The organism is Anabaena sp. CCY 9402-a (assembly GCF_963920945.1).
GTDB lineage: Bacteria > Cyanobacteriota > Cyanobacteriia > Cyanobacteriales > Nostocaceae > Trichormus > Trichormus minutissimus.
In genome coordinates, this window is sequence record NZ_CAWUDL010000082.1 from 1 (window position 1) to 21628 (window position 21628).

At 39.6% G+C, this 21628-nt stretch carries 16 protein-coding genes and 1 pseudogene; 11 read left to right on the plus strand and 6 right to left on the minus strand.

What is annotated here, in order from left to right; all coding sequences use genetic code 11:
• Nucleotides 1-84: 84 nt before the first annotated feature.
• Nucleotides 85-1719: an alpha/beta hydrolase gene (locus ACM0OR_RS23390; protein ID WP_414578955.1), complete on the minus strand. Its 1635-nt coding sequence runs from the start codon at nucleotides 1717-1719 to the stop codon at nucleotides 85-87.
• A 748-nt stretch (nucleotides 1720-2467) separates the two neighbouring features.
• Between ACM0OR_RS23390 and ACM0OR_RS23395 the strand changes: the two genes are divergently transcribed.
• Complete coding sequence (locus ACM0OR_RS23395) at nucleotides 2468-2671, plus strand: hypothetical protein (RefSeq protein ID WP_190703077.1); 204 nt, start codon at nucleotides 2468-2470, stop codon at nucleotides 2669-2671.
• Between the two features lie 390 nt (nucleotides 2672-3061).
• Complete coding sequence (locus tag ACM0OR_RS23400) at nucleotides 3062-4024, plus strand: glycosyltransferase family 8 protein (protein WP_414578956.1); 963 nt, start codon at nucleotides 3062-3064, stop codon at nucleotides 4022-4024.
• A gap of 75 nt (nucleotides 4025-4099) precedes the next feature.
• On the opposite strand, the gene glnA is transcribed toward ACM0OR_RS23400, so the two are convergent.
• Complete coding sequence (glnA, locus tag ACM0OR_RS23405; RefSeq protein ID WP_323265276.1) at nucleotides 4100-5515, minus strand: type I glutamate--ammonia ligase; 1416 nt, start codon at nucleotides 5513-5515, stop codon at nucleotides 4100-4102.
• 360 nt (nucleotides 5516-5875) lie between these two features.
• Between glnA and apcB the strand changes: the two genes are divergently transcribed.
• The 4 genes and pseudogenes from apcB to ACM0OR_RS23425 all read left to right on the plus strand — a co-directional run.
• The gene (gene apcB / locus ACM0OR_RS23410; protein WP_190703071.1) at nucleotides 5876-6385 is read left to right on the plus strand and encodes an allophycocyanin subunit beta; all 510 of its coding nucleotides are present in this window, start codon (nucleotides 5876-5878) and stop codon (nucleotides 6383-6385) included.
• Nucleotides 6386-6636: 251 nt separating this feature from the next.
• Nucleotides 6637-7101 carry a hypothetical protein gene (locus tag ACM0OR_RS23415; protein WP_414578957.1) on the plus strand — a complete coding sequence of 155 codons (465 nt, stop codon included), beginning with the start codon at nucleotides 6637-6639 and terminating at the stop codon, nucleotides 7099-7101.
• Between the two features lie 8 nt (nucleotides 7102-7109).
• Entirely contained in the window at nucleotides 7110-9281 is a 2172-nt protein-coding gene (locus ACM0OR_RS23420) for a Z1 domain-containing protein (RefSeq protein ID WP_414578958.1), read from the plus strand.
• A gap of 146 nt (nucleotides 9282-9427) precedes the next feature.
• Nucleotides 9428-9570, plus strand: a pseudogene (locus ACM0OR_RS23425) (S4 domain-containing protein); the annotation flags it as partial.
• Nucleotides 9571-9607: 37 nt separating this feature from the next.
• On the opposite strand, the gene ACM0OR_RS23430 reads toward ACM0OR_RS23425, so the two are convergent.
• Together ACM0OR_RS23430 and ACM0OR_RS23435 are read right to left on the minus strand one after the other, a co-directional pair.
• On the minus strand, nucleotides 9608-9883 hold the full coding sequence (locus tag ACM0OR_RS23430; protein ID WP_190703065.1) for a DUF2442 domain-containing protein: 276 nt from the start codon (nucleotides 9881-9883) through the stop codon (nucleotides 9608-9610).
• A 3-nt stretch (nucleotides 9884-9886) separates the two neighbouring features.
• Nucleotides 9887-10021, minus strand: a complete 135-nt coding sequence (locus ACM0OR_RS23435; protein ID WP_323265390.1) for a DUF4160 domain-containing protein — start codon at nucleotides 10019-10021, stop codon at nucleotides 9887-9889.
• A 915-nt stretch (nucleotides 10022-10936) separates the two neighbouring features.
• Here ACM0OR_RS23435 and ACM0OR_RS23440 point away from each other — a divergent pair.
• Nucleotides 10937-12019, plus strand: a complete 1083-nt coding sequence (locus ACM0OR_RS23440; protein WP_414578959.1) for a M4 family metallopeptidase — start codon at nucleotides 10937-10939, stop codon at nucleotides 12017-12019.
• 135 nt (nucleotides 12020-12154) lie between these two features.
• Entirely contained in the window at nucleotides 12155-12454 is a 300-nt protein-coding gene (locus tag ACM0OR_RS23445; protein WP_190703057.1) for a protealysin inhibitor emfourin, read from the plus strand.
• A gap of 17 nt (nucleotides 12455-12471) precedes the next feature.
• On the opposite strand, the gene ACM0OR_RS23450 is transcribed toward ACM0OR_RS23445, so the two are convergent.
• Nucleotides 12472-13398 (minus strand): cobalamin-binding protein, encoded by a 927-nt coding sequence (locus ACM0OR_RS23450; RefSeq protein WP_414578960.1) that lies wholly within the window; start codon nucleotides 13396-13398, stop codon nucleotides 12472-12474.
• Nucleotides 13399-13925: 527 nt separating this feature from the next.
• Between ACM0OR_RS23450 and ACM0OR_RS23455 the strand changes: the two genes are divergently transcribed.
• Complete coding sequence (locus tag ACM0OR_RS23455; protein WP_414578967.1) at nucleotides 13926-15656, plus strand: ATP-binding protein; 1731 nt, start codon at nucleotides 13926-13928, stop codon at nucleotides 15654-15656.
• Nucleotides 15657-15719: 63 nt separating this feature from the next.
• Here ACM0OR_RS23455 and pruA read toward each other — a convergent pair whose 3' ends face one another.
• Entirely contained in the window at nucleotides 15720-18704 is a 2985-nt protein-coding gene (gene pruA, locus ACM0OR_RS23460) for an L-glutamate gamma-semialdehyde dehydrogenase (protein ID WP_414578961.1), read from the minus strand.
• Nucleotides 18705-18999: 295 nt separating this feature from the next.
• Here pruA and ACM0OR_RS23465 point away from each other — a divergent pair, with 295 nt between their 5' ends.
• Both ACM0OR_RS23465 and ACM0OR_RS23470 read left to right on the plus strand, forming a co-directional pair.
• Nucleotides 19000-20076 carry a molybdopterin-dependent oxidoreductase gene (locus tag ACM0OR_RS23465; RefSeq protein WP_414578962.1) on the plus strand — a complete coding sequence of 359 codons (1077 nt, stop codon included), beginning with the start codon at nucleotides 19000-19002 and terminating at the stop codon, nucleotides 20074-20076.
• The gene (locus ACM0OR_RS23470; RefSeq protein ID WP_414578963.1) at nucleotides 20073-21602 is read left to right on the plus strand and encodes an adenylate/guanylate cyclase domain-containing protein; all 1530 of its coding nucleotides are present in this window, start codon (nucleotides 20073-20075) and stop codon (nucleotides 21600-21602) included. Before ACM0OR_RS23465 ends, ACM0OR_RS23470 begins: the two co-directional genes overlap by 4 nt.
• Nucleotides 21603-21628: the final 26 nt, after the last annotated feature.

Consider the following 21628-nt stretch of genomic DNA (forward strand, 5'->3'; position numbering starts at 1 on the left):
TCACCTGTCACCTGTCACCTGTCACCTGTCACCTGTCACCTATCACCTGTCACCTGTCACCTGTCACCTGTCGCCTGTCACCTGTCACCTATTCACAGCTTGATTTAACTCCTCTGTAGTTAACGACTGTAAAAGACTGAGATTAAGAGGAGGTTGGCTAATATATTGGGCATAGGAAGGCTGCAAATAGACACGGGATTCAGGACGATTGAGTAGATTTGCTTCTAAAAAAGCCACACTTAAAGCATTGAGATAGGAATAAGCAACAGTACGCTCAGGGCCTAACAATCCGGTTGGGACAGGTAAAACATTACTTTCATTAGGAGATTCTCCTATAAAGGAGAAATGGGTAGCATTTTCTATTAAAACTAAGTATTTATTGGGATTGGGTAACCAAGTAAAGGGGCGAATCTGTTCTGGTAAAGGAGGAGCAAAAATATCTTGGCTACCTGCCATGAGCATGACAGGAACTTTTATTTGACTAATACCACTTTCACCGAAAATAGCACTATTAATAGGATTAATCGAAATGATGACCTTGATCCGATTATCTTGCAACTCATCTTTTTCTAGGAACAACTGAGTTGCTTGACACTGCAAAATCAGTGATAAATTCAAATTTGAATTATCAGGTAGACAATTTTGCTTGAGTTGGTCAAAGTTTATCTCAGCCCCTGCTAAGGCTAAAACAGTGTAACCTCCAAAAGATTGACCAATTGCCCCTATTTGCTCAAAGTTAAGTTTTCCCTTCAGCTTGGGATCAGACTTTTCCATAAGTTGGAGTTCATCTAACAAAAACTTGACATCTAGAGGTCTATCCAGAAATTCTCTTGGTTCTGGTGGTTCTGCCAAACCTGCAAAGTATTGCTGAAAACGTCTAGCGTTACTACCGGGATGTTCTAGAACGGCGACAGCAAAACCGTAAGATGCTAAATGTTGAGCTAGGTAAGCAAAAGTGTAGCGGTCTGAAGCGACACCATGAGAAATAACAATTAGAGGAAAAGGTGGCTGAGTAGCATTCTCTTGGCTAGTTGTAGGTAAGTATAAATCCAGAGGAAGGAGGCGGTTTCGTGTTTCATCATTTAAATTAAACCTGGTTGCTTGCCAACGAAATTTTCCAGGCTTTCTTAAATCTGGTAACTGCGAAAAATCCGTTTGGGAAGTAAGAGACTGCGTTAGAGCTTCCTTTTGTAGAAAAGATACAACCTTATCTCTAGTTTTGAGTAATTGTGACAATTGATCGACTATCTTCACCCCCTCTGTATAATTAAGCCGCATACTCTTGCTAGGAAACTTCCGCAGCACATTAACAAGCGATAAGCCATCTGGAGAAGCAGCCGACAAAATTAAAGCAGCACGCAAAGCATAAAAGCCATTTCTGCGAGAATCAGTTAAAAGTAATTCTCCTAGCCTTTGCAACACCTCTTCTCCAACTGGTGAGTAAGTAACTTGAGATACGAGAGTTGGAGTGACATTAAAACGTATCTGAAGTAGTTCCCGCAGTTGAGCTAATTGTTCAGGTGTGGCACGCTGGGCATAGAATTTGAAATCATCGTCTATTCTGCCTTCCTTCGCGAAAGTTTCTAAAGAATCAACAGGTAAGGACAATTCTCCAAAGATAGGGTAAAAAAAACTGATGCGTTCAGCACCGAATCCAGGGGTTGCGGTTAAAAATGTAGATAATAGCCCTAAACTCAGGTATTTCAGTATCTTTTTCATTAAAAAACACCACTATTTACACTGTCCTAGAAAGTTTCGGACTTGGGAAAAACTAGACGGGAACTTACCGCAAGGCGGAAGTCATAGCGAAAGCGGCTACTCTACGAGAACGCTTTGGCGCAGCCTCCGTCTACGACACGCTCCGCGAACGCGGTAGCGTCTCTAAAGAGAAGGAAACGTGGAGAAGAGCGAACACGGAGGGTAAGTCAAAAGTCAAAAGGTTGGTATCTCAAGGCTTTTACTTGTTTAAAATGGTAGCTTTCTCTTACAAAGTTTGGCGGGACGGAAACCGACACCGCCACGCCACTTGCTACAACCGGGCTAACCCCGGCAACGCAGTGGCTCAACTTTGCGCTATTTACGCCGCGCTGTACTAGACCGCTTTCCTATTTAATTCGATTAAATATAAAAATAGGCTATCAGCATCATAAAGCAAGTGCTTACATTCACAATCTACTTATTTGTAGAATAAATCAGACTTATTGGCGGGAAAATTGCTAGAAATAGGTATTCCCGTAAGCATTTAAGAGTAAATAGTCAGCAAAAAGAGTATTGCAAGAGATTAGCTTACTCCACGCTGGTTTTATCCAACTACCCATGAAATCACAGTCAATAAAAATTGTGGAAATATTAAGATTTACAACGTAAATGCTATTTGGTAGTTTATGTTACAGAATTTTTGCTAAATTAATTTATAGAGAACTAACAAATTAATCCAATATTTTTAAATCGATAGGGAGGCTGTGTTATGTCTATTCAAGAAAAATCTCGTGCGATTATGGTGCGTCAATATCAGCAAGTTAAGAATCGTCAACAATCAATGCTGATGCGTGCAGCACAAGAAATGGGTATTCCTACAGAAGAAGCATCCCACTATTGGAATCCTATTCAAGGCAAGATTGACCCGACTACACGAGTGATTTACGGGCGCAGTAATGCGACGATGAGCTAGATATTGATCATTAGACCTCTTACATAAATGCTGAAGCTGTCATGTTGAGCAAAGCGAAACATCTCAACGATTATACTTTTCGTTCAGAATGACACATCTCATTTTCGGACTTTTGGAAGAGGTCTATTTTTAGTAGCAGGGGAAACAATTTCTACCATAATCTATTTTCCCTGATGTAATGACATACACCCCAGAAAAGCAAAAAACTGAGGCTAAAGTACAAATTACGCAATCTCGTTCTCAACTTAGTGAACATAACTGATGTTACTAGTTGGAGATTATGCGATAGTAGTCAATAACCTCTGATGCCTAAGAATAATGGTGTTTTACGAACAAATACCATTTATATTCTTACTTAGCTGTGGAGTGTATGTTTTAGATTGAGAATTTATGGATAACTCAATTTGTCTAGTTTGTGCTGCCGATGATAACTTCTCCATGCCTTTAGCTGCAACGACTCGTTCCGTTGTTGCCCATCTTACTAGTGAACAGCATTTAGCTTTATATATTATTGATGGTGGTATTAGTAGAGTTAATAAAAATAGAATTATCCAAAATCTTCAATCAGAGCAAGTTAGTATTACCTGGCTGAAAGTAAAAAAATCAAAATTCAAAAACTTACAAACATCTTCTGCAATTACTATCGCTGCTTATTATCGAATTTTAATTCCAGAACTTTTACCCCCAGAAATTAACAAAGCTATTTACATTGATAGCGACGTAATTGTCAGAACTAGTTTGCAAGAACTATGGAATATCGATATTTGTGACAACTATCTTTTGGCAGTCCCAGATATGGGTGCGCCCTATGTCTCATCTCCTAGAGGACTGATTAATTATCAAGAATTGGGTATTTCTCCAGACTGCAAATACTTTAATTCTGGTGTGCTTGTCATGAATCTTAAAAAATGGAGAAAAGAGGCGACAAGTCAAAAAATATTTGAGTATTTAGATAAATATAAAAATTATATACGTTGGCATGACCAAGATGCTATGAATGCAATTTTAGCAGGGCAATGGGAAACTATTGATTCTAGGTGGAATCAGATGCCGTACCTGTTTAGATATCAATCTTGGCAAGATAGTCCATATAGTGAAGAAGAATATAATAACCTAGTTAATCATCCTTTTATTATTCATTTTTCTTCCCATGAAAAACCGTGGCATGATAACTGTAATCATCCAGAAAAACATTTATTTTTTGAATATTTGGATAGTAAAATCTGGTCAAGTTGGGGTGTTGAACAATTAGCTAAAAAACAAAGACAACAAAATCTAGCGGTGTTCAAAAAAAAGTACATTTCACTAAAACAAAAAATTAAATTTTTGCTCCGAGGAGTTATCAAATCCTAGCTTTGTTGCGCAAAAAAGCCACCCTATAGGGTGGCAAAATTTACACGTTTGGATATAATTGCAAACAGGTATTAATTAAGCGTCGTAATAAAGATAGAACTCATAAGGATGAGGACGCAATTGTAACTGCTTAACTTCGTTAGCTAGCTTGTAATCAATCCAGTTTTGGATAAAGTCTTCAGTGAATACGCCTGATTCTGTTAAGAAAGCGTGGTCATTTTCCAGTGCTTCCAATGCCAATTCTAAAGAACCGGGTGTAGAAGGAACTTTCGCCAGTTCTTCTGGAGAGAGTTCATAGATATTTTTGTCTAAAGGTTCACCGGGATGGATTTTGTTCTTGATCCCATCGATACCAGCGCACAGCATGGCTGCAAATGCCAAGTAAGGGTTAGAGGTAGCGTCTGGACAACGGAACTCTAAACGCTTGGCTTTGGGGTTAGTACCAGAGAGAGGAATACGCACAGAAGCAGAACGATTACCTTGGGAGTAAGCCAAGTTTACAGGTGCTTCATAACCAGGTACTAGACGTTTGTAGGAGTTGGTGGAAGGGTTGGTGATTGCCAACAATGCTGGTGCGTGTTTGAGAATACCACCAATGTAGTACAGTGCCATGTCACTCAAACCAGCATACTTGTCGCCGGCAAACAGAGGTTTACCATCTTTCCAAATCGACTGGTGCGTGTGCATCCCAGAACCGTTATCACCAAACACAGGTTTGGGCATGAAGGTAACGGTTCTGCCGTATTTGTTAGCTACGTTTTTGATCACGTATTTGTAGATCATTAACCAGTCAGCCGCTTCGATTAATTTACCAAAGCGGAAGCCCAATTCACACTGACCGCCGGTCGCTACTTCGTGGTGATGCTTTTCAATAGGCACACCTAGTTTTGCCATCGTCAACAGCATTTCTGTCCGCATATCTTGGAAAGTATCTGTTGGCGCAACTGGGAAGTAACCTTCTTTGAAGCGGGTTTTGTAACCGAGGTTGGGGCTTTCTTTTCTACCGAAATTCCAACGGCCTTCTATTGAATCTACGTGGTAGTATCCCTCGTTGGCAGTTTGGTCATAGCGGACATCATCAAAGATGAAGAATTCAGCTTCAGGTCCAAAGAAAGCGGTGTCACCAAGACCACTAGAAACTAAGTAGTCTACTGCTTTTTGAGCAATAACCCGTGGGCAACGGTTATACCATTCGCCAGTACGAGGTTCTTTGATGCTACAAATAATACTTAATGTTGGCTCTGCCATGAATGGGTCGATCCAAGCGGTGTTAGGATCTAGCACCATTGTCATGTCTGATTCTTCGATGCCTTTCCAACCCCGAATGCTGGAACCGTCGAAGGGTACACCATCAGAGAATGAAGTTTCGTCAATCTGGTCTTGGAACATCGTCAAATGCTGCCAAGTGCCGAGTGTATCGACGAATTTCAAATCAATCATCTGGATGTTTTCGTCTTGAATCATTTTCAAGACTTCTTGTGGGGTTGTCATTCGTTACTCCTTCTCTGCCAATTTCTTAACGTCAAACCAGAATCTGCCAAAGCATCCTAACCCTACTGAGCGGAACAAAGTTGTGACACACCTGAAATATCGTAGATTCTCTACATTAGAGAGTTTTGTAGTAGTTGTTACAGATCATCTGGATTACAGGTAATATTAACCTTTCTTTCGACATCTGCACAAAAGGGGGAAAGTTCATCTCAGAGGGGTCAACTTTGACATAGAATCCTTAAATAATAGATAGATGGTTTTTGTGCCAAATCTATATCTAGATAGCACAAAAATTTACTGGTGCGTAAGTGCGGCCAAATAAATATCAAACCACGATAGCAACGATTGGGAGAAGAAGGAATGCGTGACGCAGTAACAACCTTAATTAAGAATTATGACGTAACTGGTCGTTATTTTGACCGGAACGCGATCGACAGCTTGAAATCTTATTTTGAGAGTGGCACAGCTCGCGTACAAGCTGCGGCTGCAATTAACTCGAATGCGGCGGCACTTGTGAAGCAAGCTGGTGCTAAGTTGTTTGAAGAACTACCAGAGTTAATTCGTCCTGGTGGTAACGCTTATACAACTCGTCGTTATGCAGCTTGTTTGCGAGATATGGACTACTACCTGCGCTACGCTACATACGCGCTGGTTGCTGGTAATACCAACGTTTTAGATGAGCGTGTGTTGCAAGGTCTACGGGAAACCTACAATTCGCTGAGTGTACCTATTGCTCCGACAGTTCGCGGTGTGCAAATTCTTAAGGATTTGGTGAAAGAACAAGTAGCAGCTGCGGGTGTTAGCAGCACTGCTTTTGTGGATGAGCCATTTGACCACATCACTCGTGAGTTAAGCGAACAGGATGTGTAAGCAGTTAATAACTGTCAAGATGTCTGTTTACATAGTTTAATCAAGCGATCGCCTCTTGGCTGTGTGAAAAGGCGATCGCTTTTTTTGTTACATAAATTTATCATGATTGGTATGAAGGCGATTAGAAAGTTTAATGGATGCGGCGTTAGCGGAGCTTACCGAAGGTATCGCTTTATCTTTTTTCAATATAACAATACATAACTTTCATGGTATAATCTGTAACAAGATATATAGTTTTAGACCATAGTTCCATGAGTATCAATGATTTAGAATTTTTGCATGGTGCAGCTTTTATTCGACTCCTCAAAGAAACTTCCTATATATCTATAAGCTATTTATCTTCTATCCATTCATCTTTGTATCTTATAAAAAGCACAAATAAAGAGTCTGCTATTCTATTTAAAATATCGAGAAAACCCACTTCTTCTTGGTCATTTAGTTTCAGTCACCAGGAAGAAATAGCACTAGCAAGTTTTCATCAAATCTATCCTAATATCAAACTTTTTATAGCATTGATTTGTCATCGGGATGGCATTTGTTGTTTATCAGAAGAACAATTATCGTCAATTATTGATCCTAGCGAGGGTTTAGCAAATCAGCGTGTTTCCATAAAAAGAGAATCAAGAGGTAGTTACTATGTTAAAGGTACAGGAAGAGTACCTTTAGAACGTACAATACCCCAAAATAATTGGCCAGATGTAGTGTTATCAGCTTAAGGTAAATTATGACAAATACTTCTATCACAATACATGGTTCTTGTATTGACAAATTAATTAAGAGACTAGAAAAACAAATTGGAGAAGACGAATCTAATAAGCTTAAAGAAACTGCTATTGAAATTGTTCAAAACTGTGTCAAAGTTTATTCAGAAACTTTTGGTGATGGTGATGTTGGAAAAGATAGTACAGCCTTAGTAAATCAACCTTATAAAGGAAATGACCCTATTCCGAATGGCACAACAGGACTAATTTACGGTCGAGTTCAAAGTGGTAAAACCAATACGACTATTGCTACCTTAGCCCTGGCTTATGAGAATAATTTTCGTTGCTTTATTGTCTTAACTTCTGACAATACATGGTTAGGAAAACAAACTGCAAACCGGTTTAATAATCAAGTTCAAGGCGGCCCTGTTTTTTTTGATTGGGAAGCATGGAAAAAAGACCCCATTGATTTTGCTAAAACTAAAGTAATTCCTTATATCAAAGATACAGGAGTAGTGTTAGTTTCTACTAAAAACCATCATCATTTAGATAATTTACTGGCAGTATTAAAAGCAGCAAAAGTTAAGGATATTCCTACATTAATTTTTGATGATGAAGCTGATAATGCCAGTTTAAATACAAATGAATCTAAACAGGCTAAACAAGGAAAAGGTACAATTCATGATAGTACAATTTTCGACAAAATAGGCAAAATACGTCAAGAAGTAGCTAATCATATTTATATTCAAATCACAGCGACTCCTCAAAGCCTATTACTTCAACGCCTCCCTCACCCCTGTAAACCAAAATTTTGTGCCGCACTACCCAATCCAGGAAGTAGTTATATGGGTGGGGAGCTATTTTTTGCTGGAAAAAGTGACTATTGCTGTATTGTAGATTCTGAAGAAATTAATCAATTGAAGAAACAGAAAGGTTCAATTAATCCGGGTAATCAATGGGTAATGCCTGAAGGATTAAGGCTTGCATTGTGCTGCTTCTTTCTAGGATCAATTTACAAAATGTTATCTTCTGATCAAGAAGATGTAAAATATTCTTGTCTAGTACATATTTGTTATAAACAAGATATACATACCATAGTTGAGAAGGTTATTAGTCAATTTGTAATTAATTTAGATCAAGCAATTCGAGGTAAGAGTTCAGCTACATCAAATAAACAGGCTAATCAATGGCTAGAAGCAGCTTATAGTGAGTTAAAGAAAACTGCTAATGACTTGCCTCCATTACCTAAATTAATAGATGAGTTGAAGATTCAGCTAAGACACGCAATTCCTAAAATAATTAATGCCAATAATCCCGAAAAAGAACCTAATTATAATCCAGGTATGAATATACTAATTGGAGGAAATAGATTAGGCAGGGGCGTTACAATTGAAGGTTTAATAGTAACTTATTATGGGCGTGATGCAAAACAAAAAATGATGGATACAGTTCATCAACACGCTCGGATGTATGGTTATCGTCCAAAATTAAAAGATGTTACTCGTCTATTTTTACCAGAACATATTCTAGAAGCTTTTCGTTCTATCCACGAAGCGGATGCAGCCATGCGTCAAGCAATAGGAGATGATATTCATAATATTCAACTTCAACCTGTTTGGATAGGAGGAAATTTAAAACCGACTCACTCCAATGTGTTAGATCCATCAGTTATTGATGTATTAGTACCAGGTTCATTAGTTTATCCTCAAAAACCAGCCTATAAAAAAGAAGAAATTGAACCATATTTTCAAGAAATTGAGAAGCTTCTAATAAGCTATCAAGAGAACGATTTATATGATGAGGTAGATATAGATTTTATTATTAAAATACTCAGCTATACGAAAAGTCATCATGTACCTTCAGAAAAATGGGAAGATAAACGTATCATCACGGGTTTAACAAACATGAAATCGAAAGGTATGACAAAAGGACGTTTAAATGTCCGTAGAGGTGAAAGAAATAATAACCAAGGATTAGATATGAGCAGAAAAGAACCTTTTCAATGGATGTTTGGGTTCGGTTCAGGTAGGTGGTCAATCAAAGCTCAACAAGAATATAATGATGTGCCAACTTTAATTATTTGCTATCAAAAAGGTGAAAAAAATAAGAGATGGGATGAGCATCCTATCTATCTACCTATGTTGGTATTACCTAAACAAAAATTTGTTTTAATGTTTAACTATGATGAGAGTTAGTGATGTTTTAATATAAGCTTATTCACAAAAAAATAATAGTTGTGCAGATGTTGAAATAATAGTGAAGAATTCAGATATATAAAATCAAATATACAGGTAGCAAATTTGGAAGGCAATATTTGGTTAAATAAAGATTTGATACATTATTGGTAGAGTTAAACTTATGTCATTCTCGCACTTTAGCACAGAGGCTGATTCAGGCGGGGAAGTAATGCTGAATGCACAGATAATTGATAAGACTGGTACAGAGGTTGATGCTGCTGCTCAAATTAAGATTAAAGAGCGATCGCCTATTAACACACCAAAGAAGCGATCGCAATTTTTGACTAGGTTTTAGCAATTTGATAATTACTGATTGCTTCTCCAGTAATTTCAGCATAAAGTACATCGGGGTCTAAATCTGCGCCGTTTTCCCAGTAAATAGTTCCCCATTCGGGGTTGATTTTTACTTGTTTGAAATAGTCAATATTTTGTAGTGGTGCAAAAACCCCTGTAAAGGAAATTAATTTACTAATATCAATCACGCCTTGTCGGTTGTCTTCAAATTTGATGTATAGTTGATAACCTTCTCTCGGTTCGACTGCAATAATATCTTTGAGCATGACTTACTCCAGTGGTTCGATTTTCTCTACAGGATCATTGACTCTAGCTTTTTCCCAATTATTCATCAATTCTGTTTTATGTAAGTTTGCCCATTCAACTACAAGTGCTAATACCCTGGAGGAGAGTTTGATCGCTATACAAAAGTTTCAAAAAATTTATTTGTCAACAACAGGAGAATCAAGTTAATTGGTTAAGCAGCGACTCGATATTTTATTAGTAGAGTTAAATTTATTAGGACTTACGCACAATTTACGGAATAACGTTCGCGTAGCGTGCGCGTAGCGCATACCACAGAGACGCAGAGAACACAGAGAAATAAGGGTTTGAGAGACTTTTTGCGTAAGTCCTGTTTATGTAATTCCCGCGCTTTAGCACAGAGGCTAATTTAGGTGGGTGAAGTGATGGTTAATGAAAAGGGAATTAATTAGCCTGGATGTGAGGTTGATGCTGCTGCTCAAATTAAGATTAAAGAGCGATCGCCATTTATTTCCCGTTAATGTGATCAACTTAATTAGCAATCTCCGATGCCATTACACCTGTACGAAAAATACCATTGTTAATACAGAAATAGTATCAGCAGATGTGTGCTGCCAATTTTTAATGAAGGAAGCCAGATTGAAAAATTTTCGTTGCAATATAATTTAACAGTAACCACCGTAAACAATTATTTTATCAGTATATAGAGATTTTACTGAAGTAATATATATAAGTTCAGTTTATATATGTAGCTGATTGAGTAATAACCCTATTAAAATATCTGCAATATTTTTGATATTAGTGAAATTTTTAGTTATTTATAATTACCAGAAGTGATTGGGAATTACAAATTTTCAAATATAAATAAAAAATGATTTTTACAGCATATCAATATTTGATTGTTTGCTAGAAATGCTGTTTATTTTCTAGAAATTTATTAGACAATAAAAAGTAGAAAAGATTCATCAAAATATCAACCAGGGATTCGCCATCTGCATTAATTCCTCTGCTCCTTCCAACCGTGGATAAAACACCACGGTTGTTCCTTACATACTTGTCAAAGGAGACTATATTAGATGGCTAGAAATCAACAGAAATCATCTAGGTTGAATTGTAATCATTCTACCCAAACTAGGTGTCCTATATGTTGTGTTATCCCGCCGCATATGCTGGAAAATGTGGCGGTGAATGGTACAGAACAGCAACGCAATTGGGCTTTCCACACATTAAATCTTTCGGCACAGTTGCGTGGACGTAGAGACATCATTGGGAATATTTCTTTTGCTCCTTCCCCTGGGGAAAAAAGCCGCACAGTCTATGATGCTAAAAATCTTCAGCAATTACCAGGAACTATAGTACGAAGTGAAGGTGATCCCCCTAGCAATGATGAAGCAGTAGACGAAGCCTATGATGCTGCTGGTGCGACTTATGATTTGTTTTACGAACTATTTGAGCGCAATTCCATTGATAATAAAGGACTGCGTTTAGATTCAACTGTGCATTACGGTGTGAAATACGAAAACGCATTCTGGAATGGCGACCAGATGGTTTATGGAGATGGAGATGGAGAATTATTCGACCGTTTTACTAAGTGTATTGATGTGATTGCACATGAGTTAACGCATGGTATAACTCAGTATGAAGCAGCATTGATATATTATGGCGAACCAGGGGCATTAAATGAGTCTTTCTCTGATGTGTTTGGTGCTTTGGTGAAACAGAGGGTAAAAAATCAGACAGTTGAAGAAGCTGACTGGATTATTGGAGAGGGTTTACTGATGCCAAATGTTAAAGGTACTGGTATTCGCTCTATGAAAGAGCCAGGCACAGCATATGATGATCCTGTATTGGGTAAAGATCCCCAACCTGGCCATGTTAAAGACCAATATACTGGCTGGGCTGATAATGGTGGGGTGCATATCAACTCAGGTATTCCTAACCGTGCTTTCTATCTAGCTGCGATGGAAATCGGGGGTTATGCTTGGGAGAAGGCAGGTAAAATTTGGTATATTGCTTTATGCGATCGCCTGCGTCCTAAGACAGATTTTAAAAAAGCTGCTGATATCACTGTGCAAATAGCTAGCGAACTTTACGGGGATGGGAGTACAGAACATCAAGCAGTACAGAAAGCTTGGCAACAGGTGGGAGTTTTAAGTTAATTCGTAATTCGTAATTCGTAATTCGTAATTGAAATATGAATTATGAATTTTTTTTTACAAATTGGTCTTTTAAGACGCGATGTATCGCGTCTCTACTTTTGCTAGACTGGGTTTGAGTATTTATCCCTCTCAAAAATGCAGGTATCCTTAGAACGCACGGGTGGCTTTACTGGGATTAGTAAAAAAATTAGCGTTGACACTAATACTCTCCCACTCCAGGTAGCTGAAGAACTGTCTCAACTGGTAGAGGCGGCAGATTTTTTTCAGCTACCTGAGCAAATTATGTCTGATAATTCTCAGTGCGATCGCTTTCACTATAAGTTAACAGTAGAAGATCATGGTCAACAGCATTCAGTGATTACCAGTGAAGCTGCACTAACTCACACTTTAAAAACTCTAGTTGAATGGCTTAATCAAGCAGCAAAATCTACTTAAAATGCTTTCTTTTAGTTTTATAGTCCTTCCCAAGCCGTTCCTTTATAGCCATAGTCAAAAATTTCTGGATGTAAGATTTCTGCCATAATTTCTAGAGAATCGACTAGTCTTGGCCCTGGACGGTTGAAAAAGGCATTGCCATCAGTAATGTAGACTCTACCGCTTTTAGTAGCGTGGAGTTTTTGCCAATCAGGGTTTTGAGTGATTAATTGGGCTTCTTGACGGGTGCGATTTAAATCAAAACCGCAAGGCATAAAAATAATGATATCGGGATTGCTGACTAATAGTGTTTCCCATTGCAAATTGGGAGAAGGTTGACCAGTTACACAAAATAGTGATTGTCCCCCGGCCAAGTTGACTAATTCCGGAATCCAATTGGCTGCTACCATGAGAGGGTCTGTCCACTCGATACAGGCGACAGTTGGTAATTCTGCCAAAGACAGTCCTTGGATTCTTTGTTGACAAATCGTAACACGAGCCTCTAAGTTTTCTAACACTTGAACTGCATCTACACCAAAGATATGTGCTACTCGTTCAATGTCATTCCAAACATCCTCCAGTAGATTAGGTTGTAAGGAGATGATTTGAGGTGTACTTTGGGTAAGTTCGGCAACTGCTTTTTCTACTTCGTTTAAGCTGACTGCACAAACCTTACATTGATCTTGGGTCAAGATATGGGTGGGCTGTAATTTTTCTAAAATATCCGTCTTGACTTGATAGATACTGAGGGCAGATTGTAGCAAATCGTTGATCTGATTATGGATTTGATTGCTGGAAATATTACTATCTAAGCGTGCCTGGGTACAAATAGGACGATCTATTATTTCTGGGGGATAGTCGCATTCATGCGATCGCCCTACAATCGCATCTGTTAAACCCAAGGCTGCTAAAATCTCTGTCCCACTAGGAATTAGAGAAATAATTCTGATACTAGAATTTTCCATTGTTGCACCATTTGTATAATAGCTGCTCTAGCCTTACTTCAATTGTTGCAAAATTTAGCTCTGGAAGTATCTTTCTAGAGGAGAATACACAAGTGTTAATCTCACTGTTACTAGAAACCGGGGTATATCAGTAATTTACCAATTATTAATCACATAGTCAGTAATTAGCCGGAATAGCTATCTAAATTACTTTTGTTAATGTATAGTTTGATCAATATTTCGTGATTTTGATCTACACTTAGGTAACTTGGATATGAATCTAGTTATTTTAAATTTTATGTGAAATTTCTGTAAAAAATTAACACATATATTTTTATTGTGATTGCTTGCTACCAATGAGATAATTGATATCAAGTTAAAAACATCTCATACACAATAGGTTGCAACTAAAAATATAGAAATTACAAAAAATACATCAAAAAATACATCTTTAGGATCTGTAAATCTATATGTAAAAGTTGTATTTATAAAAACAGTTCTATTGATTTTTTAGAACTGCAATGCAAAGTGATTTCTGTCGAGAACACATGCAGGTGCTAGTGGTTAAAGATATTACAAAATACCAGCAGTCTCAAGAAGTACTGCCAATTCTAGACAACGCGCGACACCAACAAAGCCGGACACTATTACACTTGGCAACAAGCAAGACGTTCCAAACAGGTACGCTTAATGCTGTATTCCAAGAAATCACGGAAGCTGTAGCGCAAACACTTCTAGTGTCGCGAGTTAGTGTATGGTTATACAACGAGGCACGCTCAGGGATTGAGTGTATTGATATGTATAATCTCAATACTGATGAGCATACTTTTGGTCAGTCTTTGTCAGCAATGAATTACCCTAAGTATTTCCAAGCTTTAGCAGAGGAACGCTGCATTGCAGTAAATGATGTCATTCATGACAAAAGAACCCAAGAGTTATTTGCAACTTATCTTTCTCTCTTTAATGTTATGTCTCTGCTCAGTACACCAATTTGGGTAGAGGGTCGTTTATTAGGGATATTATGCTATGAACATTGTGCTGAAGTTCGGGATTGGAATGTAGAGGAAGAGTATTTTGCTGGTGCGATCGCAGATTTTTTGTCCTTAGCGATAGAAGCGAGAGAACGTCACGCTGCACAGGAAGCACTACAAAAGAGTGAGGCACAATGTCGGGCAATATTTGAGCGTTCTTCTGTTGGGATTGGACTAATAGATATAAAAGCTCAAATAGTGGATGTAAATCCGGCACTATGTCAAATGCTTGGGTATAGTCGAGAAGAGTTATTCGGCAAGTGCTTGATAGATTATATTTTCCAAACAAAAGAAGATTTAGATAATTATCAAAAATTGTTTGTAGATATATGCACGGATATTCAACAACTTGATCATACAAAATATGTTGAAGCGGAAAGACGCTTAATACATAAAAATGGCAACTTAGTTTGGGCTAAATTTTCTGTTTCTGTAATGCCTGGTTTTGATGGTGAACCTGAGTTGTTGTTAGTTATTGTCAAGGATATTACCGAATGCAAACAAACTGAATTACAACTGCGTGCCTCACAAGCAGCCGCAGAAGCTGGTAGTAGAGCCAAGAGTGAATTTTTGTCCACCATGAGCCATGAACTACGGACACCTCTGAATGCTATTATGGGTTTGTCTCAGTTACTGCAACAAGAAATAGCTGGCTCTCTGAATGAGAAGCAGAAAGAATATATCAGTTGTATATACGGTAGTGGTGAACATCTACTGTCATTAATTAACGATATCTTGGATTTATCAAAGGTAGAAGTAGGCAAAGAAGAAATATGTCTGATGCCTGTAGTAGTTGCAGATTTGTGTAATTATGTTTTATCTAGTGTGCGCGATCTCGCTATTGAAAAACAATTAATCCTCACCAGTGAAATTGATACCAGCGCAGATATTTGCATTGCTGATGAGCGACGCATTAAGCAAATGTTACTCAATTTGCTGACTAATGCGATTAAATTTACCTCCACAGGTGAAGTTTTATTGACAGTAAAAAAAGTACTGAAAGGGATGATATTTACAATTTCAGATACTGGCATTGGGATTGAAGCGAGCCAATTTCAATTTTTATTTGAACCATTTAAACAGTTAGATAGTAAACTAAACCGTCAGTATGAAGGCACGGGACTCGGTTTAGCCTTAACGCGAAAATTAGCGCGTTTGCATGGTGGTGATGTGACAGTAACATCAACTGTAGGGGTAGGCAGTCAATTTACATTGTTTTTACCAGATCAAGAAATTGAAGGAGTATAGGAGTTGTAGGGGAGCAGGGGAGCAGAGGAGATTTTACCCCCATGCCCCATGCCCAATTACGAATTACTCCGCTCCTTCAATTGGTGCAAAACCTTGGCGTTGAATGTTTTCTGTGATGGTGCGTGGTTCGAGGAATTGCAGGAGATAATCAGGCCCCCCTGCTTTAGAACCGACACCAGATAATTTAAACCCACCAAAGGGTTGCCGAGCAACGATCGCTCCTGTGATATTACGGTTAATATACAGATTCCCGACTTCAAAATCGGCTTGTGCCTTTTGAATGTGGGAAGGAGTGCGGGAGTAAAGTCCACCTGTCAAGGCGTAGTTGGTATCATTGGCAACTGCTAAAGCTGCGGTAAAATCTTTGGCTTTAATTACTGCCAAGACTGGGCCAAAAATTTCTTGCTGGGCTATTGTCCCATTGGGTGGAACTTCACTAAAGATAACTGGGCCGATAAAATAACCCTGTTCAGGTGCGGCTAATTCTAGTGCTAACTCTGATTCTGCTTTACCCTTGGCAATATACTCACGGATGCGATCGCGGGCATTAGCATCAATCACAGGGCCGACTTGGGTACTTGGTAACTCCGCTTCCCCAATATTGAGAGACTTTGTAGCCTCTACCAACCGCCGGATAAAAGCATCATAAATTGTTTCTACCACCACCACTCGCGAACAAGCAGAACATTTTTGTCCACTGTAGCTAAAAGCCGACTGAACCACACCCACAACAGCTTGGTCTAAATCCGCACTTTCATCAACAATGATGGCATTCTTACCGCCCATTTCCGCGATTACTCGCTTCATGTGCCTTTGTCCAGGTTTGAGGGTAGCAGCGTCAGCATAAATACGACAACCCACTTCCTGAGAACCAGTAAAAGCGATGACATGGGTATCAGGATGACTAACCAAATAAGCACCCACCTGCGAACCCTTACCCGGTACATATTGAAATACACCTTTAGGGATACCAGCCTCTACCAAAATTTCTGTAAGTTTGGCAGTAATTACAGAAGAAGTTTCCGCCGGCTTCAGCAAAGTACAATTTCCCGCCACCAAAGCAGCAACAGTCATCCCACAGGCGATCGCCAAAGGAAAATTCCAAGGTGAAATCACCACAGCAATACCGCGCGGCTGGTAAATATAACGATTATTTTCCCCAGCCACGTCATAAATTACACCCTGATCCAGCCGTTCCATCTCATCGGCATAGTAGAGACAAAAATCGATCGCCTCCGACACTTCCGCATCTGCTTCCTTAACAGGTTTCCCCACCTCCAAAACAATCCAAGCCGAGAGTTCCGCCCGACGTGCTTCCATCAACTCAGCCGCCCGACGCAAAATTCCCGCCCGTTCTTTCACAGGAGTTCGCCGCCAACCAGGAAAAGCCGCCTTAGCCGCCTGCATCGCGAGTTCCGCCTGTTCCACAGATATCAGTCCAACCTTCCCCACCACCTCACTAAAATTAGAAGGATTAACAGAATCAATCACCTCTAAAGTATTCACATACTCCCCATCAATCAAAGGTAAATAACTCCGTCCCAACTCCCCACGCACAGCCGCAAAAGCCCGCGCCGCCTCCTTCCTTTCCTCCACCTCCGCATAATCCGTATCCGCCGCACCAACAAACCCCTCCTGATCCTCTCTGCGCCTCTGCGCCTCTGCGTGAGACAGATCAACCTTCGGTGCAGCAAGCAACTCCTCAACTGGCCGATTCTCCAAATTTTGCCGCAAGAACGAACTATTAGCCGTATTTTCCAACAACCGCCGAATCAGATAAGCCATTCCCGGCAACAATTCACCATAAGGACAATAAACCCGAACCCGATAACCCCGATCCACCAAAGCCTTAGCCAACTTATCCCCCATCCCGTACAGCACCTGCATCTCAAACCGTCGTCGGGGAACATTTAAGCTTTCCGCAATAGCGATCGCCCGTGCTTGCGATCGCACATTATGACTACCAATAGCAGAATAAACATACTGATGATTTTCCAGCAGCAACTGAGTAATCACCTCAAAATTGGCATCTGTTGCTGCTTTATCATGAAAAACAGGCTGTTGCCAATGTTTTTGAACAGCCTTGATCGTTTCTTGATCCCAATACGCGCCTTTTACCAAGCGAATAGTTAAAGGATAGCCACGCTGTTTTAGCCAAGCGATCACGTTTTTGGCATCTTGTTCACTATCACGGAGATAAGCTTGGATAGTCATCCCAATATCTGTACGTTGACGAAATTCATCTTCCAATAAGATTTTTTGCAAAATATTGAGAGTTAAGTCTTTATACGCATACTGTTCCATATCAAAATGGATAGATGCTCCTAACTTTTGAGCCTCACGTAACAGAGTCCGAATGCGATCGCTAACTCTCTCCTCACTACCTTGAGCATCTAATGGGTCAAATTGAGAATAAAAAGCCGTTAGCTTCACAGAAACCTGGACTTTTGGGATCTTTTCACCATCAGCTTCATCAATAGCGGGAATATTTCCCCAACTCTTAGATGCTTCTGTTAATTGGGCGATTAATTCTAGATAGCGTTCTAAATAAGACTGTGCCTCTATTTCCGTAATTACCGCCTCACCAAGTAAATCAATGGTGAAAGCCATTTTTTCTTTTCGCAGTCGTTCGACGGTTTTAATGACTTGTTTAATATTTTCGCCAGAAATATATTTATAAGCTAACGTCTCAACTGCCGTAGATACACTAGTTGCAGCCACTTGTCCTGGCATAGATTCAGGGTTGGCGAAATTCAGCATTCCCTTTAAGGCGGCTGGGAGTTCAACAGATTCATCACCTAAATATTCTTGGAGATGGGCAGCAATTTCTGATTTACTCCGCAGTGCTGGCAGAGTATCGATAAACCGAAATAATTGCACCCGCAAACCGGGGTTACTCATCGCCCAAGCTAGCAATTTATCATCCCAACGCATTTGATCACGCAGAGAAGCTAAAAATGAGCGATTTTCTTGAGTTGCGGCTAAAAGTTGTTTAGCAATTTCTTGGGTTTTAGCTTCGTAGGTGCTGGTTTGTATTTGTAATACCACTGATAGTGAACTCCTGATGTAAGTTAAGAGTTTAATTTATGAAGTCTGTGCTTTCTATTGTGACTCGTCAATTTTTTTGTCACCACAGATCACGAAATTCAAAATTCAAAATCCTCCTTCTCCTATCGGAGAGGCTACGCGAACGGAGAAGCAAGCTACAAAATTCAAAAATTAGCGGGAAGTTTGGTTTTGTACGTCAAGTTTTTCTCTAGCAGATTTTGATACAAGGTGTAAAACAGTAATACACGAATGAAAAATGGAGTAGGAGGAAATGAGGAATATACGGAAAAGTCCTATGTTTTTACTCAGCACTCACTACTCATTACGCTGCTCAACTCTCGTTATCGCTCTAAGCGCAGCTATGCCCGCAGGGCTTTACAGCACTTTGCTGATGGCTGTTGTCTACCTGGGAGGTTGTACATACCAGCCGAGTGATGAACAACTGGAAGTATGGCGTCAAGAAGCGATCGCTCACAATGGGGAAATTGTGGCAGATAACGCCAAAAACACCCAAGAAACTGAGTGGAATTTGGCTATTCAAGGTGAGACAACTAATGGTAAAAGCGTGACGTTGAATTGGCAACAGCTACAAGATATAGCTACAACTCATGTCAAAACCACCGATGCTAATTACGTTATTCAGCCAAATCAGGTGTTTGATTTTCAGGGTGTCCCTGTCTCGAAACTGCTGCAAAAATTTGGTTATCAACCTGGCGTAACTGAAGTAACTTTTATTGCTTACAACTCTTACCAGGTGACAGTCAACTTAGAAGATTTAATCAAGTATCCGATTATTTTAGCGATCGCTAACAACGGTAAACCCATGAGCCGCAATCAAGGCGGCCCCATTTATTTAGTCTTTCCTCAGACTCAATATCCCCACATGAGACAACAGTATCCCCAATCATTTTGGGTATTTTATGTCAGTAATATCATTGTGGGAACAGAACCAGTCCGCCTGCGGGTAGGAAAGCAAGAACTCAACCTGGCTGATTTAGAAACATTACCCCAAGTTACCATTTCCGAAACTGTTGGTTATCGTAGTGGCTGGCCGAGTGGCAAAGTCAAACTACATGGTGTAAGGATGCGAAATATTTTAGACTTCGCCAAAGTAAAATTACCTACTGCTGGGGAGGTTGTGGTGCAAGGTAAGCGGAAAACGCACCACAACAACCTTAACCCGGCCAAATTAACCTCTGCTGATATCCAAAACTGTGACATTCTCTTAGCAAGTAAATGGGGTGATAACAAACAACCCATCCCAGCCAAAATGGGTGGCCCTATTACCTTAGCTTTTGGTTCTGACTGTCAAGCTCAAACTCAGGGTTGGCGGTGGGTAACTTTTGTAGAAGAACTGGTGATCAAACCATGAAATTTTGGGTTTTCCGGTCAATCCGCACCCGGATTATGGCTACTACTACGCTTTTACTGCTGACTGTAATTGGTGCAATTGTCTCTGTGTGGGCAAAAAGTGAAAGTCATCTCTATCAACAAGAAAGTGTGCAGGATGCTAACTCTTTTGCCAGTGTGTTAACTTATACTTTAGGGGATGAGTTAGTAGAAGAAAACTGGAGTCAAATTCGCCTTACTCTTGATGTACTTTTGCAGCAAAATCAAGATTTTGTGTATGTTTTCATCTCCGATGCTCGCCAAGCAAATTTGATTGTGGCTGCATCCCTCAATGAGTTGCAAAATCAGTATATTCCTGATGTTGTGCCTGTAGCAGTGACTAATACTGCCTTAGAATCAACACAACCATTAACTGTAACAGAAACATTTATTCTCCGAGATATCTATTTTTCCGAAAATTTGCGGGCTAAACGAGGTGAAAGGGTAATGGAAGTAGCCTCAGATATTCGCTTATCATCTGGTCAAAAGATAGGGACTCTGCGTTTAGGTATGTCTTTACGCCGAGTTGACCGTGCTATTACTGAGGTAGTAAATCAGGCGTTAGTAGTTGGTTTGATTGGCTTGGCAATTGGTTGGGTACTGGCGTATATCTTAGCCAAGCGGATCAGTGAACCTATTCGCCGATTGCAGGTGAGTGCGATGAAAATTGCGGCTGGTGATTGGCAACATCGCGCCCAAATTACCAATGCAGACGAAATTGGAGCTTTGGCGACTTCATTTAATGAAATGTCTGCGGCTTTGCAGGGTTCATTCAATAAGTTACAAAAGACTTTAGAATCTTTTGAGTTATTTGTACCGAATAAATTTATTTTAGCGATCGCGCCCCAAGGTATTGAAAATATTGCTGTGGGTTTAGCAACTACCCGAACGATCACGATTTTATTTTGTGATATCCGGGGTTACACATCGATGTCGGAGGTGATGACACCACAAGAAATTTTTATATTTTTAAATGATTATTTAGCTTGCATGGGAAAGGCGATAGATCAAGCAGGTGGGTTTATTGATAAGTATATTGGTGATGCAATTATGGCGTTGTTTGATGATGTTGCTACTGATGGCGCACTACAAGCAGCAATCTGGATGCAGCAAGCTTTGGATAAATTTAATGATGGACGAAGACAAAACGGTTTACCAAAAATCGCCGTGGGTATCGGTATTCATCGCGGTGAGGTAGTAATGGGGACAGTGGGTTTTACTTGCCGGATTGATTCTACAGTAGTAGGTGATGCTGTAAATATTGCTGCCCGCGTTGAGGAATTAACCAAGCACTATGGCTGTGGGATTTTAATCACTGAGTCAGTAGTGAAGAATTTATCCTCGCCAGAATTATTTTCTCTGAGATTAGTAAATCAAGCAGTGAAATTAAAAGGTAAAGATGAAGCGATCGCTATCTACGAAATTGTTATGAGTGCTGTTAAAGATTGTCACCAAAAACCCGGCTTCTTCTCAGTAGGTGGGCAAGATAACATCAAAATAAACTCATAGCAGAAACCAGGTTTATTTAAGCTGGA